Here is a 14,623-nt window from a genome sequence, read left to right on the forward strand (position 1 = left end):
TCATGAACGACGTCAGCACCGAGATCGCTCACACCGCCGCCCGCATCGTGGTCGAAGAGGGCCTGGAGTACGGACAGGCCAAACGCCGCGCCGTCAAACAGCTGGGCCTGGGCACACGCGCGCCGCTGCCCGACAACGCCCAGCTCGAAGAGGCCGTGTTCGAGTACCTGTCGGTCTTCTGCGCCAACACCCAGCCCGCCGAGTTGCGCGCCCTGCGCGAACTGGCCGCGGTGTGGATGACGCGGCTGGCCGAGTTCCGGCCGCACCTGACGGGCGCTGTCTGGCGCGGCACCGCCACCCGCCTCAACGACATCCACCTGCAGCTGTACTGCGACGACAGCAAGTCGGCAGAGATCCTGCTGCTCGACAAGGGCATGGACTACGACGTGGGCAGCGTGCCGGGCCCGCGCGGCGGCGAAGTCGATCGCCTCAGCCTCACGGTGCCGTGCGAGGCGCTCGGCGAGCCCATCGGCCTGCACCTCACCATTCTGGATACCGACGACCTGCGTGGCGCCCTCAAGCCCGATGCGCGCGGCCGCACCGAGCGTGGCGACCTGACGGCCCTGCGCCGCCTGCTGGACACCCCCGGCACGCTAGACTGATTGCCCGATTCACCCGCCGCCCCGCCCATGACCCAGCCCACCGACGCCTCCCGCCCTGTCACCGGCCGCCGCGCCCTTCTGGCCCTGGTCGGTCTCACGGCAGCAGCGGGTGGTGCGTGGTGGGCGTGGCGGCGCCAACCGGCCGAGGCCACGTCGCCTGCACAAACGCCCAGCCCGGGCCTCACCACCGCCACTGACAGCGACACGCTGCCCGCCGCCTTCTGGCAGCGCGAATTCGAACAGCCCGCCGGCGGCCCGCTGGACTGGGCCGCACTGAAGGGCCGCCCGCTCCTCATCAACTTCTGGGCGACCTGGTGCCCGCCCTGCGTCAAGGAAATGCCGGAACTCGACCGCTTCCACCGCGAGTTCGGCGCGCGCGGCTGGCAGGTCGTCGGGCTGGCCGTGGACGGCCCCACGCCCGTGAGAGAATTCCTGGCTCGCACCCCGGTCGGTTTCCCCATCGGGCTGGCGGGCCTGGACGGCACGGAACTGGCCACGGCGCTCGGCAACACCGCGGGCGGCCTGCCGTTTTCGGTGCTGATCGACGCACAAGGCCGCATCCGGCAGCGCAAGATGGGCGCCACCCACTTCGACGAACTGGCTGCCTGGGCCACGCAGATCGCCTGAAGACCGCGCCTTCCGGGGCAGAAACGACCGCGTTGAACGCGCCGCGCTTACCACAAGTCACGAACTTTGCAATGACTTGATTTGCGCTCATTTGCCCCTAAAATCCGCCTACTTTCATTTTCTTGGCCAGCCCTTCAAACGGTGGTTTGACCACCCCGTTCCGGACTGTCCAGTCAAGCATGCAGATTCTTGTTCTCCATGGCCCGAACCTCAACCTGCTGGGCACCCGTGAGCCGCAGGTCTATGGTGCCACCACCCTGGAGCAGATCAACGCCGGCCTGGCCGACCAAGCTGCCGCCCGCGGCGCCGCACTGACGGCCTTTCAGAGCAACCACGAAGGGGTGCTGATCGACCGCGTGCACGCTGCACGCACCGACGGCACGCAGTTCGTCATCATCAACCCCGGTGCCTTCACGCACACCAGCGTGGCCTTGCGTGACGCCTTTGCCGGCGTGGCGCTGCCCTTCATCGAAGTGCACCTGTCCAACGTCCACCGGCGCGAGCCCTTCCGCCACCACTCCTACTTCTCCGACCTCGCCGAAGGCGTGATCGTCGGACTGGGGGCGGCGGGCTACCGCCTGGCGCTGGACGCCGCCCTGGATCGCCTGGGCGCACCGGCGGCCCCACCGCGCGGCTGAGCCCCTCGAACCACCCATCAACATCCCACGTCCAGGAGCCGACCCGGTGACCCGGACGACGCACCACACCCGGGCGTACCCCGCCCGACGCCTTTGCTGGAGAGAGCCAACATGGACTTGCGCAAACTGAAAACCCTGATCGACCTGGTGTCGGAATCCAACGTGTCCGAACTGGAGATCACCGAGGCCGACGGCAAGGTCCGCATCGTCAAGGCCGGCGCCCAGCCGGTGGTGATGACCATGCCGGTGGCCCAGGCCGCTCCGGCCGCACCCGCTGCCGCCGCGGCACCCGCTGCACCGGCCGCCGAGGCCGCGCCTGCTGCCCCGGTCGAAACCGGCCACGTGGTCAAGTCGCCGATGGTCGGCACCTTCTACCGTGCCTCGTCGCCGGGCGCCAAGGCGTTCGCCGAAGTGGGTGACACCGTCAAGGCCGGCCAGGCTGTCTGCATCATCGAAGCCATGAAGATCATGAACGAGATCGAAGCCGACAAAGACGGCATCATCTCGAAGATCCTGGTCGAGAACGGCCAGCCGGTTGAATACGGCCAGCCCCTGCTCATCATCGAATAAGGGCAGGCCCCAGCCATGTTCAAGAAGATCCTGATCGCCAACCGCGGCGAGATCGCGTTGCGCGTGCAGCGCGCGTGCCGCGAAATGGGCATCCAGTCAGTCGTCGTCTACTCCGAAGCCGACCGCGATGCCAAGTACGTCAAGCTGGCCGACGAGGCCGTGTGCATCGGCCCGGCCCCTTCGGCACAGAGCTACCTGCACATGCCGGCCATCATCTCGGCCGCCGAAGTCACCGACGCCGAGGCCATCCACCCCGGCTACGGCTTCCTGTCGGAGAACGCCGACTTCGCCGAACGCGTCGAGCAGTCCGGTTTCACCTTCATCGGCCCCACGCCCGAATCGATCCGCCTGATGGGCGACAAGGTCTCGGCCAAGCAGGCCATGATCAAGTCGGGCGTGCCCTGCGTGCCCGGCTCGGACGGCGCCCTGCCCGACGACCCGAAGGAAATCATCCGCATCGCCCGCTCGGTGGGCTACCCGGTGATCATCAAGGCCGCCGGTGGCGGTGGCGGCCGCGGCATGCGCGTGGTGCACACCGAAGCTGCGCTGATTCACGCCGTGCAGACCACGAAGGCCGAAGCCGGTGCCGCGTTCGGCAACCCCGAGGTCTACATGGAGAAGTTCCTGGAGCATCCGCGCCACGTGGAAATCCAGATCCTCGCCGACCAGCACAAGAACGCCGTGTGGCTGGGTGAGCGCGACTGCTCGATGCAACGCCGCCACCAGAAGATCATCGAAGAAGCGCCGGCCCCCGGCATCCCCCGCCGCCTGATCGAGAAGGTGGGCGACCGCTGCGCCGCTGCCTGCAAGAAGATCGGCTACCGCGGCGCGGGCACCTTCGAGTTCCTGTACGAGAACGGCGAGTTCTACTTCATCGAGATGAACACCCGCGTGCAGGTGGAGCACCCCGTCACCGAGCTGACCAGCGGCGTCGACATCGTCCAGATGCAGATCCGCGTGGCGGCCGGCGAGAAGCTGCCCTTCACGCAACGCCAGGTCGAGTCGCGCGGTCACGCCATCGAGTGCCGCATCAACGCCGAAGACCCGGTCAAGTTCATCCCCTCGCCGGGCCGCATCACGATGTGGCACCCGCCCGGTGGCCCCGGGGTGCGCGTCGACTCGCACGCCTACACGAACTACTTCGTGCCGCCCAACTACGACTCGATGATCGGCAAGATCATCGTGCACGGTGACACCCGCGAGCAGGCCCTGGCCCGCATGCGCACCGCGCTGTCGGAAACGGTGATCGAAGGCATCCAGACCAACATCCCGCTGCACCGCGAGCTGATGGTCGATGCCAAGTTCATCGAAGGCGGCACCGACATCCACTACCTCGAAAACTGGATGGCCGCGCGCAAGCGCTGATGGGCCCTTCCTCGCCACACCGACATGCCCCTGTTTGAACTCACCCTCCTGGCCAAAGAGGCCGAAGTCGACACCCTGAGCGATGCGCTCATGGAGGTCGAGGCCCTGTCCGTCTCGGTCGAAGACGCCGATGCGGACACCGAGCACGAAGAGGCCCTGTGGGGTGAGCCCGGCATGCCGGTGCCGCGCGAGGCGTGGCAGCGCTCGACGATCAAGAGCCTGTTCCCGAGCGAGGCCGAGGCGCTGGAAGCCGTCACGCTGATCCTGGCTCAGGACTGGGCCACCGACATCCACGTCCAGGGCATTCAGCCCGTGGACGAACAGGACTGGGTGCGCCTGACCCAGTCGCAGTTCCAGCCCGTGCCCATCACCGACACGTTCTGGATCGTGCCGACCTGGCACGAGGTGCCGCCCGCCGCCACCGTGGCGATGCGGCTGGATCCCGGCCTGGCTTTCGGCACCGGCACCCACCCGACCACCCGCATGTGCCTGAAGTGGATCGCGCAGAACGCGTCGGCCTACCAGGGCCGGACGGTGCTTGATTACGGCTGCGGCTCGGGCATCCTGGCCATCGGGGCGCTGCTGCACGGCGCGAAGTGGGCGGATGCGGTCGACATCGACCCGGCTGCGGTCGAGGCCGCGCTGGCCAACGCTGAAGCCAATGTGGCCCACCTGAAGGACACGAACGGCGCCCTGCCCCTGCTGGTCGGCCTGCCTGACCTGGTGGGTGAGGCGAAAGGCGCCTACCCCGTGGTGCTGGCCAACATCCTGGCCACGCCGCTGAAGATGCTGGCGCCGCTGCTGGCCGGCCATGTGGCCGCCGGTGGCCATCTGGTGCTGGCCGGCATCCTGGCCCGCCAGGAGCAGGAACTCAAGGACGCCTACGCCGAAGTGGGCCTGCAGTTGCAGGTCGCCAACGCGGAAGAGGGCTGGATCCTGATGACCGCCAGCAAGGCGGCGTGATTCAGGCCAAAACGGTGGCATAAACGAAGGCGTCATGAGCCTCGCCACCCGTTGCACCCATTGCGGCACCATCTTCAAGGTCGTTCAGGACCAGCTCAAGGTCTCTGAGGGCTGGGTGCGCTGTGGGCGCTGCAACGAGGTCTTCCACGCGATCCCGACGCTGTTCGACCTCGACACCGAACCGCCGCCCCCGCGCAGCGGGCTCACCCCGCCGTCCAGCCCGGCGCCTGCGCCGACGGCTGTGTCGGGGCCCGCGGCCGAAGACCTCCCCGCCTTCCTGACCCGGCGCAGCGTCGATGCGCCGCCGCCCGAGCCGGAGGCGACGCCCGCCGTGGCACCGTCTTCGCCCCCCGCTTTCGCGCCAACCTTTCCTGCCACCTTTGCGCCGACCCAGCCACACGACCCCGCGGATCTGCCGGGCGAGCCCGCCCCCTTCGTGCCGCCGGCCACCGCGCCCGCCGCCACCCGGCTGCCCGATGCGGACGACCTGCTCGATCCGCCGCTGCCCGCCTGGGCGCGCCACAGCGCCTTGCGCGATGCGCTCTCGACCGACCCGCTGCCGGCCGCGCCGGCCACCGACTTCGAGCTGGACACCGAGGTGGGCCTGGAACCCGACGCGCGCGACGACGCCCACGCTCCCGACCCCGAGGACACGTCGGCGGCCCCGGCCCCGGCCATCGACCTCGACCTGCTGCCCGAGCCCGAGCCCCCGTGGGCCCGCGCCGACCAGGCCGATCCCCTCCAGGTCGACTTCGACCCGCCGCGCACCGACGAAGCCGACGCGCTGGACTCGCGCTACCTGATGCCCTCGTCGCGCAGCGAGCGCAAGCTGCCGCGCCGCCGCGCCACCGGGCCCGAGTTCGCCGACGCCGAGTTCCCGAATGATGCGATGCTCGATCTGGACGCCGACTGGGCGCATTCCGAGCCCGCGGCCGATCTGCAGGCCGAGCCTGCCGCCCCGGTGGCCGCCAGACTGCCCGAGACCGCAGCCAGCCCGCTCGCCACCGCGTCGGCGCTGGCGGACAGCGGAGCAACCCTGGCCGCCTCGTCTGCCGGCGACAGCGACTTCGTGCCCGAGCAGCCGGTGCCTCCGCCCAGCCAGCGCAGAACGCGCCCCAGCTTCCGCCGCCGGGACACGGCAGGCGTCACTCCGGAGTTCATGAAGCGCGCCGAGCGCCAGGCCATCTGGCGCCACCCGGCCACGCGGGCGGCCCTGGGCGTGGTGGCCACCGCGCTGGGGGCCACCCTGGCGCTGCAACTCACCCACCAGTTCCGCGACGTCATCGCCGCCCACCACCCCGCCACCCGGCCCTACCTGGAAGACTGGTGCGCCATGGCCGGATGCCGTCTGGCGCCCCCGTTGCGGCTGGATGACCTCCAGGTCGAAAGCGCCACGCTGGTGCGCGCCACGTCCGAAGGGGCGCAACGCTACCGGCTGGCTGTGGTCGTGCACAACCGCTCGCCGATCGGGCTGGCCTGGCCCCACGTCGACCTGACGCTGACCGACAGCAACGGCGCCGTCGTGGCCCGCCGCGCCTTCGCGCCCGACGAGGCCCGCTGGCTCGACACCGCCGAGCCGCGCACCGACAGCCCGAAACGCCCTCAGGGCCTCGGCGCGCTGCCGCCCGCCGCCCCGCCCGGCCGCAGCACCACACTGTGGTGGGACGTCAAAGTGACGGCGCTCAGCCCCGCCGGGTACACCGCCGAGCTCTTCTATCCCTGATACGCTGTCAGGTTTGCTCGACCGGCACCGCGCGTGCCGCCCCGTTTCCGATTCGGAGAAATGCGATGTCCGTCCTGATCTGCGGCTCCCTGGCCTTTGACACCATCACCACCTTCCCGGGCCGCTTCGCCCAGCAGATCCTGCCGGAACAGGTCCACATCCTGAACGTGTCCTTCCTGGTGCCCTCGCTGCGCCGCGAGTTCGGCGGCTGCGCCGGCAACATCGCCTACAGCCTGCACCAGCTCGGCGGCGCGCCGGTGGTCATGGCCACGCTGGGCAGCGACGGCCTGCCCTACCGCCAGCGCATGCAGCACTGGGGCGTGCGCATGGACCACGTCCGCACGGTCGATGACAGCTACACCGCCCAGGCCATCATCATCACCGACCAGGACAACAACCAGATCACGGCCTTCCACCCCGGCGCGATGCAGCAGGCGCACATTCAGCGCATCGAGGCCGATCCATCGATCAAGCTGGCCATCATTGCCCCCGATGGCCGCGACGCCATGATCCAGCACGCCGAGCAGCTCCAGGCCGCCGGCATCCCCTTCGTGTTCGACCCGGGCCAGGGGCTGCCGATGTTCGACGGCGACGAGCTCAAGCGCTTCGTGTCGCAGGCGACCTGGGTGGCCGTCAACGACTACGAGGGCAAGATGCTGGCGGAACGCACCGGCCAGAGCCTGGCCGAGCTGTCGAAGTCGCACCTGAAGGGCCTGATCGAGACGCTGGGCGCCGATGGCTGCAATGTGTGGATCCAGGGCGAGAAGACCCACGTGCCGGGCGTGAAGGCCGCCGCCGTGGTCGATCCGACCGGCTGCGGCGACGCCTTCCGCGGCGGCCTGCTCTACGGCCTGTCGCAAGGCTGGGACCTGGTGAAGTCGGTGGCCCTGGCCAACCGCATCGGCGCCATCAAGATCGCCGCCGCCGGCCCGCAGAACTACACGCTCGACCGCGCCGCGCTCGGCGTGTGATCCCCCGCGAGGGTGAACCGCGCCGACCGGGTTTCTGACCGATGATGGCGGCCCGTTTCACCCCCCGTGGAGACCGCTTCTTGACCTCGCTCTTCGCCTGCCGCCTGCGCGCTGCCGTGCGGCTGGCTGCCAGCACCGTGTTCGCACTCGCCGCCGCGCTGCCTGTGGCCCACGCCGGGCTGTTCGGCTCGAACCGCAACGGCAGCCCCGCCGGCGTCACGCTGGCCACCTGGAACATCGCGTGGCTGATGACGCCGTGGACGCACGAGGAGCTGGCCGCGCGCTGCGTGCGCCAGCAGCCCGGCAGCCGCGAACGCGCCCTGCCCTGCACGCCGGGCCGCACCCCGCCGCCGCGGCGCACCACGACCGATCTGGACGCGCTCGCGCGCCACGCCGACCTGCTGCGCACCCGCGAAGACGTCGACCTCGTTGCCCTGCAGGAAGTCGATGGCCCCGAGGCGGCCCGCCAGGTGTTCCGCCAGGGCTGGCGCGTCGACTGCTTCGTGCAGCGCGCGCACCCGCAGAAGGTGGGCTTTGCCGTCCGTGACGGCGTGCCGTACCGCTGCAATGGCGACCTCACGACCCTTGATGTGGACGGCACCAGCCGCGCCGGCGCCGACATCAGCCTGTGGCCCGGCACCCCGCGCGAGGTGCGCGTGCTGGCCGTGCACCTCAAGAGCGGCTGCTTCACCGGCAAGCTCGATCGCAGCTTCGGCCCGTGCCAGCGCCTGCAGCAGCAGGTGCCGGTGGTCGAAGCGTGGATCGACCAGCGAGTTCGCGAAGGCGTGGCGCTGGCCGTGCTGGGCGATTTCAACCGCCATCTTGCCAAGGACGCGCGCTTTCCGGCCGGCCCGGACGAGACCGCGCCGCTGAACGTGATTCAGGCCTGGAGCGACCAGCAGCCCCCCGGCGCCGAGCTGCTGCGCGCCACCGACGGCCAGCCCTACCTGCCATGCGATGCCGAAGACACGCACAACCAGTACATCGACGACATCCTCATCGACCGCCGACTGGCCGACCGAAACAGAAACAGGCGCTTTGCGCGCCTGCCGTATGAAGCCCGGGATCAGGGCCGGACGCTGTCCGACCACTGCCCGGTGATCTGGTCGCTCAGGCCCTGAGCCTGAAGCAACCGGCCGATCAGGCCTTGCCCTGCGAGGCCACGGCGGCCGCGGCCTTGGCGGCGGCTTCGGCGTCACCCAGGTAGTAGCTCTTGATGGGCTTGAGGTCAGCGTCGAGCTCGTACACCAGCGGAATGCCGTTGGGGATGTTCACGCCCACGATGTCGGCGTCACCGATGTTGTCGAGGTACTTCACCAGCGCACGGATCGAGTTGCCGTGGGCGGCAATGACGATGCGCTGGCCGGCCTTGATTGCCGGGGCCAGCGTGTCGTTCCAGCACGGCAGCACGCGGGCCACGGTGTCCTTCAGGCACTCGGTCAGCGGGATCTGCTCGGGGTTCAGCTTGGCGTAGCGCAGGTCCTGGCGCTGGCCGCGCGGGTCGTTGGCTTCCAGGGCCGGCGGCGGGGTGTCGTAGCTGCGGCGCCAGATCAGCACCTGCTCGTCCCCGTACTGCTTGGCCATGTCGGCCTTGTTCAGCCCCTGCAGGCCGCCGTAGTGGCGCTCGTTGAGGCGCCAGTCCTTGACGACCGGCAGCCAGGTGCGGTCCATCTCGTCCAGGCAGTAGTTCAGCGTGTGGATGGCGCGCTTGAGCACCGAGGTGTAGGCCACGTCGAACTCGTAGCCTTCGGCCTTGAGCAGCTTGCCCGCGGCCATGGCCTGCGAGATGCCGGTGGGAGTCAGCTCCACATCGGTCCAGCCGGTGAAGCGGTTTTCCAGGTTCCAGGTCGATTCGCCATGGCGAATCAGCACGAGCTTGTACATGTGGTCGTCCCGAGTGAAGGTCAGCCTGCGATTTTATAATCCGCCGTTGCCCGCGCCACCCTGGACCGCGGGGCCCGAACCGGCGCCACCGTGCGCCCGAAAGAACACACGCATGACTTCCTCGAGCTTCCTGGCAGACAACTGGTACTGGATCGTGGCGGCCGTCGGCTCCGGCGGCATGCTCGCGTGGCAGCAGATCCAGGGCGCGGCCGCGTCAGGCCTGTCGCCGTCGGCCGCAGTGCTGATGGTCAATAAGGAAAAGGCCCAGATCATCGACGTGTGCGAGCCCACCGAGTTCGCCGCCGGCCACGCCGTGGGCGCCAAGAACGTGCCGCTGGGCCAGATCGCCTCGGGCAAGGGCCTGCCTTCGAACAAGAAGACGCCGCTCGTGGTGATGTGCGCCACCGGCGTGCGCGCCAACAAGGCCGTGGCCGAACTCAAGAAGCTGGGCCACGAGAACGTGCAGCCGCTGGCCGGCGGCCTGCGTGCCTGGCGGGAAGCCAACCTGCCGGTCGAGAAGGCCTGACACGGCCGAGTCCCCACTGCGCAGGCGGTCTTGCGCTCGGCGGGACAATACGGACACCGTCCACTCCCAACGGGCCTGAGCCCCACGCTGCCATGCAAGCCGTCAAGATGTACACCACCCAGGTCTGCCCTTACTGCCAGCGGGCCAAGATGCTGCTCAAGCAGCGCGGGGTCGAGGCCATCGAGGAAATCCGCATCGACGTGGACCCGGCCCAGCGCGACCAGATGATGGCCATCACCGGCCGCCGCACCGTGCCACAGATCTTCATCGGCGACACCCATGTGGGCGGCTGCGACGACCTCATCGCGCTGGACCAGAAGGGCGGCCTGCTGCCGCTGCTCAACGGCTGACCCTGTCAGCGTGACGCAGAGCCGCACCTCGCTTGGGGGCCCTCGGCGCAAACCCGCAGCCCCGCTGCCACGGCGACGTCACGCGCCTGGTCCATAATCGTTGTCGAACTTCTGGCTTGGTATCGACGCACGCTTGCGTGGCATCCAGCCCGAGCAACCGCCCCTTTTATCTGGACCATCCATGAGCGACCAAGCCGCACAACCGTCTTTTGCCATCCAGCGCATCTACCTGAAGGACCTGTCCCTCGAGATGCCCAATGCACCGCAGGTGCTGCTGGAGCAGGGCCAGCCCCAGGTCGATGTGCAGCTGAACCTGCACGCCGAGCCGGTCACCGACGGCATCTACGAAGTGGCGGTGACCGCCACCGTGACCACCAAGGTCAACGACAAGACCCTGTTCCTGGTGGAAGCCAAGCAGGCTGGCCTGTTCGAGATCCGCAACATCCCGCAGGAACAGCTGCAGCCGATCATCGCGATTGCCTGCCCGCAGATCGTCTACCCCTACCTGCGCGCCACCGTGGCCGACGTCATCAACCGCACTGGCTTCCCGCCCGTGCACCTGACCGAAGTCAACTTCCAGGCCATGTACGAAGCCCAGCTGGCCCAGGCCGCTGGCGACCAGGCCGCCAACGCCTGACCGCGTGGCGATGAACCTCACGGTTCAAGACCTCGCCGCCCCGGACACGCCCTCGACACCCGGCCCGTCGCTGACGGTGCTGGGTGCCGGCGCGTGGGGCACTGCCCTGGCCATCAGCGCGGCGCGGCACAACACGGCCGTGCGCCTGTGGGCGCGCGATGCCGCCCAGGTGGCCGAGATGCAGGCTGCGCGGTGCAACACCCGTTACCTGCCTGAAGCCCCCTTCCCCGACGCCCTGCAACTTGAGGCCGATTTCGACGCGGCCATCGCGCCGTGCCGCGGGGGACGCGGGCTGGTCATCATCGGCACGCCGATGGCCGCGCTGGGCAGCATGCTGCAGCGCCTGCCCGACGACGTGTCGGCGCTGTGGCTGTGCAAGGGCTTCGAGAAGGGCACCGGGCTGCTCGGCCATGAGGTCGCGCAGTCGCTGCGCCCCGGCCTGCGCTGCGGCGTGCTCTCCGGCCCGAGCTTCGCGCGTGAAGTGGCCCTCGGGTTGCCCACCGCGCTGGTGGCCGCCGCGGCCGACGCCACGCTGGCCGAACAGGCCGTGTCGGCCTTCCACTCCGACAGCCTGCGCGTCTACACCTCGGCCGACCCGGTCGGCGTCGAGGTGGGCGGCGCGGTGAAGAACGTGCTCGCCATTGCCACCGGCATTGCTGACGGCATGGAACTGGGCCTCAACGCCCGTGCCGCGCTCATCACGCGGGGCCTGGCCGAGATGACCCGCCTGGGCCTGGCGCTGGGCGCGCGCGCCGACACCTTCATGGGCCTGTCGGGTCTGGGCGACCTGGTGCTGACCGCCACCGGCAGCCTGTCGCGCAACCGCACAGTCGGCCTGCAGCTGGCCACGGGCAAACCGCTGGCGCAGATCCTGAGCGAGCTGGGCCACGTGGCCGAAGGCGTCTACAGCGCCGCCACGGTGTGGCAGCGCGCGCAGGCGCTGGGTGTGGCCATGCCGATCACCGAAGCGGTGGTGGCCGTGCTGGAAGGCCGGCAGACCCCGCGCGAGGCCGTGGGCGCACTGATGCGGCGCGAAGCCAAGGCCGAAGGCGGCCACGCCTGACGCCCTTTCGGGCGGCGGCCGGTGCCAAGACCGGTCTCAGGCCCCGCCCGCGTAGCCGTTCTGCCGCCAGGCCTCGAACACCGCCACGGCCACCGCATTGCTCAGGTTCAGGCTGCGCTGCCCCTCGCGCATGGGCAGGCGCACGCGCTGGGCCGGGGCAAAGGTGTCGCGCAAGGCGGGCGGCAGGCCGCTGGTTTCGCAGCCGAACACCAGCCAGTCGCCCGGCTGCCAGGCCGGCTCGTGGAAGGGCCGGCTGCCGCGCGTGGTGAAGGCAAACATCCGCGCGGCGTCGGGCCGCATGGCCGCCAGGAAGGCGGCCCAGTCCGCGTGCCGCTTCACCTCGGCGTACTCGTGGTAGTCGAGCCCGGCGCGGCGCAGCAGCTTGTCGTCCATCGAAAAGCCCAGCGGCTCGATGAGGTGCAGCTCGCAGCCGGTGTTGGCCGCCAGCCGGATCACGTTGCCGGTGTTGGGCGGGATCTCGGGGTGAACGAGGACGATGCGGAACATGGGGCGCGATGATACGCGCGCCGCTCACATGCCCGTGGCCTGACGGAAGGCCATGATGGCCTGGTTGCGCAGGGTGCGCAGCAGCGACAGGGTCTGCTCGTCGAGCACCAGGCTGTTGGCCTCGGTCTTGTCGGCATAGATGAGACCGAGCACCGCATCGGGCTGGCCGGCCCGCTTGAGCACCAGCGGCATCAGCAGGAAGGTGGGTGCCTGCACGCGCTCGCGGAACCAGGTGGGCAGGCGTGGCGCCACCGCAGGGGCCGAGGCGTCCGCGATCAGCGTGTCGACGTTGCGCAGGCACACGGCGGCAAACAGGTCGGGGGTCTCGCCCCGGGCATGCACCAGCGGCACGCGGAAGGCGTTGCGCAGCACGTCGCCGCCCTCGCCCAGCGCCAGCCGGCCCTGCAAGGCCGCGGCGCGCGGGTCGCGCAGGCAGAAGAGCACGCGGCGGCAATCGAGCGCGCGCAGCATGGTCTCGAGGATGACCTGCAGCACTTCCTGCAGCTGGAACGGTCCGGTGAGCACGCTGGTCACGTCCTGGATGCCGCTGCCGAGGATGCTGACGGCATCGTGCGCCTCGGTGGGGCGGGCGGGCAGCGCACCGTCGTCCGGCGACTCGGTCAGGCCGAGCGCTTCGGGGGTGGGCCCGGGGCCGCCCACCTCGCCCTGCGGGGCATCGACGTACCAGACGTCGAGCAGGCGCTCGGCGGGCGAGCCGCCGGGCACGGTCATGTTGAGCGCGTCGGTGAGCTCGCTCATGCGGCGGCGGGCGCGGCCGGCCGCGGCTTGCAGTTCGCCGGACGCCATCTCGAGCGGCACCTGAAAGCGCGCCTCCAGGGCCTGCAGGCGCGGCGCCAGGTCGACCGGCTCGGTCTTGAGCATCACCTCCGCGGCCTCGTTGGCCAGGCTGGCGAGCCACCAGACGCGGTCGGGCCGCCCTGCGAGCGGCAGGTTGGGCACGGTGTCGCCAGGGTCCACGATGCAGGCCAGCAGCGCGTCCGGCAGGCTCCAGAGGCGCCCGACGCTCACCCCGAGCTGGTTCAGTCCGAGACCCAGCACGCGTCGCGCGGCCGCTTCTTCCGAGATGGGTGGCTGGCCGTCCGGCCCACCCTGTGTCAGCTGCCCGATCTGCTCGGCGTCATCCGGCAGGTAATAGGCCACCAGCAAGGGCCCGAGGTTGCGGAACAGCGCGCCCACGAAGGCGGCTTCGGCATCGTCGCGGCGGGTGCACAGTTCGCTGGCCAGCGTGCCCGCCATCACCACGCGCAGGAAGGCCTCTTTCAGCTGCTGGGCGTGGGCCTTGTCCGGCATGTGCTCCAGCAGCATCAGCGAGAGCGCGAGGTTGCGCACGCCAGCCAGCCCGATCAGGCTCACGGCCCGCGACACGGTGCTGATCGGGTCGCTGTCGGCCCGGCGGTAGCGCGCGGTGTTGACCAGGCGCAGCAGCTTGTGGGTCAGGGCCACATCCTGCAGGATGCCGTCGCACAGGGTCTGCAGGTTCTCGGTCTCGGAGTCGGACAGGGCCTGCACGCGGGTGACGGCACCCGAGAGCGCCGGAAAGTCGCTCTTGTGGCGCATGCGCCGCAACAGGTAGTCCAGCGTCAGGTGGGCTTCGCGCAGGGCGTTGGATTCGGTGGTGGAGTCGGCCATGCCGTGGCTCAAGCAATGAGCTTGTCGATGGCGCCCTGCAGGCTCTCCGGGCGGGTGACGGGCGCGAACCGGTCGACCACACGGCCTTGCCCGTCGAGCAGGAACTTGGTGAAGTTCCACTTCACGCCTTCACTGCCGAGCAGGCCGGGTGCCGCCTGTTTCAGCGCCTGGTAGAGCGGGTGGGCGCCGGCCCCGTTGACATCGACCTTGGCGAACATCGGGAAGGTCACGTCGTAGTTCAGGCTGCAGAAGGACTGGATTTCGGCCTCGTCACCCGGCTCCTGGTGACCGAACTGGTCGCAGGGGAAGCCGAGCACGACCAGCCCCTTGTCCTTGTTGGCGCGGTACAGCGCCTCCAGCCCCTTGTACTGCGGGGTGAAGCCGCATTTGCTGGCCACGTTCACCACGAGCGTGGCCTTGCCGAGGAAATCGCCCAGCGGACGGGTCTGACCGTCGATCGTGGTCACCTGGATCTCGGAGAGGGGGCGCATGCAGGCTCCTTGGGGGGGCGGGATCGGACAGTGAAGGATGGTAACGGAGTGTGGCC

General features: G+C 69.7%; 17 protein-coding genes. 13 read left to right on the plus strand and 4 right to left on the minus strand.

All coding sequences use genetic code 11. The annotated features are described in order from the left end of the window. The first annotated feature begins 2 nt into the window (after positions 1–2). The 9 genes from DEH84_RS14870 to DEH84_RS14910 all read left to right on the plus strand — a co-directional run bounded on the left by DEH84_RS14870 (position 3) and on the right by DEH84_RS14910 (position 8,580). The gene (locus tag DEH84_RS14870; protein ID WP_109037554.1) at positions 3–602 is read left to right on the plus strand and encodes a hypothetical protein; all 600 of its coding nucleotides are present in this window, start codon (positions 3–5) and stop codon (positions 600–602) included. Positions 603–629: 27 nt separating this feature from the next. Next, complete coding sequence (locus DEH84_RS14875; protein WP_109037555.1) at positions 630–1,229, plus strand: redoxin family protein; 600 nt, start codon at positions 630–632, stop codon at positions 1,227–1,229. Between the two features lie 179 nt (positions 1,230–1,408). Beyond that, positions 1,409–1,867: a type II 3-dehydroquinate dehydratase gene (gene aroQ / locus DEH84_RS14880; RefSeq protein WP_109037556.1), complete on the plus strand. Its 459-nt coding sequence runs from the start codon at positions 1,409–1,411 to the stop codon at positions 1,865–1,867. A gap of 111 nt (positions 1,868–1,978) precedes the next feature. After that, positions 1,979–2,437 (plus strand): acetyl-CoA carboxylase biotin carboxyl carrier protein, encoded by a 459-nt coding sequence (gene accB / locus DEH84_RS14885; RefSeq protein ID WP_109037557.1) that lies wholly within the window; start codon positions 1,979–1,981, stop codon positions 2,435–2,437. Between the two features lie 15 nt (positions 2,438–2,452). Then, positions 2,453–3,802 (plus strand): acetyl-CoA carboxylase biotin carboxylase subunit, encoded by a 1,350-nt coding sequence (gene accC / locus DEH84_RS14890; RefSeq protein ID WP_109037558.1) that lies wholly within the window; start codon positions 2,453–2,455, stop codon positions 3,800–3,802. Positions 3,803–3,832: 30 nt separating this feature from the next. Further along, positions 3,833–4,765 carry a 50S ribosomal protein L11 methyltransferase gene (prmA, locus tag DEH84_RS14895; RefSeq protein ID WP_109038423.1) on the plus strand — a complete coding sequence of 311 codons (933 nt, stop codon included), beginning with the start codon at positions 3,833–3,835 and terminating at the stop codon, positions 4,763–4,765. 34 nt (positions 4,766–4,799) lie between these two features. Next, a complete protein-coding gene (locus tag DEH84_RS14900; RefSeq protein WP_109037559.1) occupies positions 4,800–6,488 on the plus strand; it encodes a zinc-ribbon and DUF3426 domain-containing protein in 1,689 nt (562 codons plus the stop codon). Between the two features lie 65 nt (positions 6,489–6,553). Then, the gene (locus DEH84_RS14905) at positions 6,554–7,459 is read left to right on the plus strand and encodes a carbohydrate kinase family protein (protein WP_109037560.1); all 906 of its coding nucleotides are present in this window, start codon (positions 6,554–6,556) and stop codon (positions 7,457–7,459) included. Between the two features lie 80 nt (positions 7,460–7,539). After that, positions 7,540–8,580 carry an endonuclease/exonuclease/phosphatase family protein gene (locus DEH84_RS14910; RefSeq protein ID WP_159098988.1) on the plus strand — a complete coding sequence of 347 codons (1,041 nt, stop codon included), beginning with the start codon at positions 7,540–7,542 and terminating at the stop codon, positions 8,578–8,580. A gap of 19 nt (positions 8,581–8,599) precedes the next feature. Here DEH84_RS14910 and gpmA read toward each other — a convergent pair whose 3' ends face one another. Further along, positions 8,600–9,343, minus strand: coding sequence for a 2,3-diphosphoglycerate-dependent phosphoglycerate mutase (gene gpmA, locus DEH84_RS14915; protein WP_109037562.1), 744 nt, complete (start codon positions 9,341–9,343; stop codon positions 8,600–8,602). Between the two features lie 112 nt (positions 9,344–9,455). Between gpmA and DEH84_RS14920 the strand changes: the two genes are divergently transcribed. From DEH84_RS14920 to DEH84_RS14935, 4 genes are all read left to right on the plus strand, one after another. Beyond that, positions 9,456–9,869, plus strand: coding sequence for a rhodanese-like domain-containing protein (locus DEH84_RS14920; RefSeq protein WP_109037563.1), 414 nt, complete (start codon positions 9,456–9,458; stop codon positions 9,867–9,869). Positions 9,870–9,961: 92 nt separating this feature from the next. Next, positions 9,962–10,219: a glutaredoxin 3 gene (gene grxC / locus DEH84_RS14925; RefSeq protein ID WP_109037564.1), complete on the plus strand. Its 258-nt coding sequence runs from the start codon at positions 9,962–9,964 to the stop codon at positions 10,217–10,219. Between the two features lie 181 nt (positions 10,220–10,400). Then, on the plus strand, positions 10,401–10,856 hold the full coding sequence (gene secB / locus DEH84_RS14930; RefSeq protein ID WP_109037565.1) for a protein-export chaperone SecB: 456 nt from the start codon (positions 10,401–10,403) through the stop codon (positions 10,854–10,856). Positions 10,857–10,866: 10 nt separating this feature from the next. Continuing rightward, a complete protein-coding gene (locus tag DEH84_RS14935; protein ID WP_109037566.1) occupies positions 10,867–11,919 on the plus strand; it encodes an NAD(P)H-dependent glycerol-3-phosphate dehydrogenase in 1,053 nt (350 codons plus the stop codon). Between the two features lie 36 nt (positions 11,920–11,955). Here the strand turns inward: DEH84_RS14935 and trmL are convergent, their stop codons facing one another. From trmL to DEH84_RS14950, 3 genes are read right to left on the minus strand one after another with little or no spacing between them, the layout of a single operon-like run. After that, entirely contained in the window at positions 11,956–12,426 is a 471-nt protein-coding gene (gene trmL / locus DEH84_RS14940) for a tRNA (uridine(34)/cytosine(34)/5-carboxymethylaminomethyluridine(34)-2'-O)-methyltransferase TrmL (RefSeq protein WP_109037567.1), read from the minus strand. Positions 12,427–12,450: 24 nt separating this feature from the next. Continuing rightward, positions 12,451–14,076: an HDOD domain-containing protein gene (locus DEH84_RS14945; protein ID WP_109037568.1), complete on the minus strand. Its 1,626-nt coding sequence runs from the start codon at positions 14,074–14,076 to the stop codon at positions 12,451–12,453. Between the two features lie 8 nt (positions 14,077–14,084). Then, complete coding sequence (locus DEH84_RS14950) at positions 14,085–14,567, minus strand: glutathione peroxidase (RefSeq protein ID WP_109037569.1); 483 nt, start codon at positions 14,565–14,567, stop codon at positions 14,085–14,087. Positions 14,568–14,623 lie beyond the last annotated feature (56 nt).

The sequence above is a fragment of the Aquabacterium olei genome (assembly GCF_003100395.1).
In the GTDB taxonomy this organism is placed as follows: Bacteria; Pseudomonadota; Gammaproteobacteria; order Burkholderiales; family Burkholderiaceae_C; genus Aquabacterium; species Aquabacterium olei.

Excerpts from the sequence above, each read along its gene's own strand:
- DEH84_RS14875 (WP_109037555.1), top strand. The coding sequence starts at position 630 with ATGACCCAGCCCACCGACGCCTCCCGCCCTGTCACCGGCCGCCGCGCC.
- DEH84_RS14900 (WP_109037559.1), top strand. The coding sequence starts at position 4,800 with ATGAGCCTCGCCACCCGTTGCACCCATTGCGGCACCATCTTCAAGGTC.
- DEH84_RS14905 (WP_109037560.1), top strand. The coding sequence starts at position 6,554 with ATGTCCGTCCTGATCTGCGGCTCCCTGGCCTTTGACACCATCACCACC.
- aroQ (WP_109037556.1), top strand. The coding sequence starts at position 1,409 with ATGCAGATTCTTGTTCTCCATGGCCCGAACCTCAACCTGCTGGGCACC.
- DEH84_RS14950 (WP_109037569.1), bottom strand. The coding sequence starts at position 14,567 with ATGCGCCCCCTCTCCGAGATCCAGGTGACCACGATCGACGGTCAGACC.
- gpmA (WP_109037562.1), bottom strand. The coding sequence starts at position 9,343 with ATGTACAAGCTCGTGCTGATTCGCCATGGCGAATCGACCTGGAACCTG.
- DEH84_RS14920 (WP_109037563.1), top strand. The coding sequence starts at position 9,456 with ATGACTTCCTCGAGCTTCCTGGCAGACAACTGGTACTGGATCGTGGCG.
- DEH84_RS14935 (WP_109037566.1), top strand. The coding sequence starts at position 10,867 with ATGAACCTCACGGTTCAAGACCTCGCCGCCCCGGACACGCCCTCGACA.
- secB (WP_109037565.1), top strand. The coding sequence starts at position 10,401 with ATGAGCGACCAAGCCGCACAACCGTCTTTTGCCATCCAGCGCATCTAC.
- trmL (WP_109037567.1), bottom strand. The coding sequence starts at position 12,426 with ATGTTCCGCATCGTCCTCGTTCACCCCGAGATCCCGCCCAACACCGGC.
- DEH84_RS14945 (WP_109037568.1), bottom strand. The coding sequence starts at position 14,076 with ATGGCCGACTCCACCACCGAATCCAACGCCCTGCGCGAAGCCCACCTG.
- grxC (WP_109037564.1), top strand. The coding sequence starts at position 9,962 with ATGCAAGCCGTCAAGATGTACACCACCCAGGTCTGCCCTTACTGCCAG.
- accB (WP_109037557.1), top strand. The coding sequence starts at position 1,979 with ATGGACTTGCGCAAACTGAAAACCCTGATCGACCTGGTGTCGGAATCC.
- DEH84_RS14870 (WP_109037554.1), top strand. The coding sequence starts at position 3 with ATGAACGACGTCAGCACCGAGATCGCTCACACCGCCGCCCGCATCGTG.
- accC (WP_109037558.1), top strand. The coding sequence starts at position 2,453 with ATGTTCAAGAAGATCCTGATCGCCAACCGCGGCGAGATCGCGTTGCGC.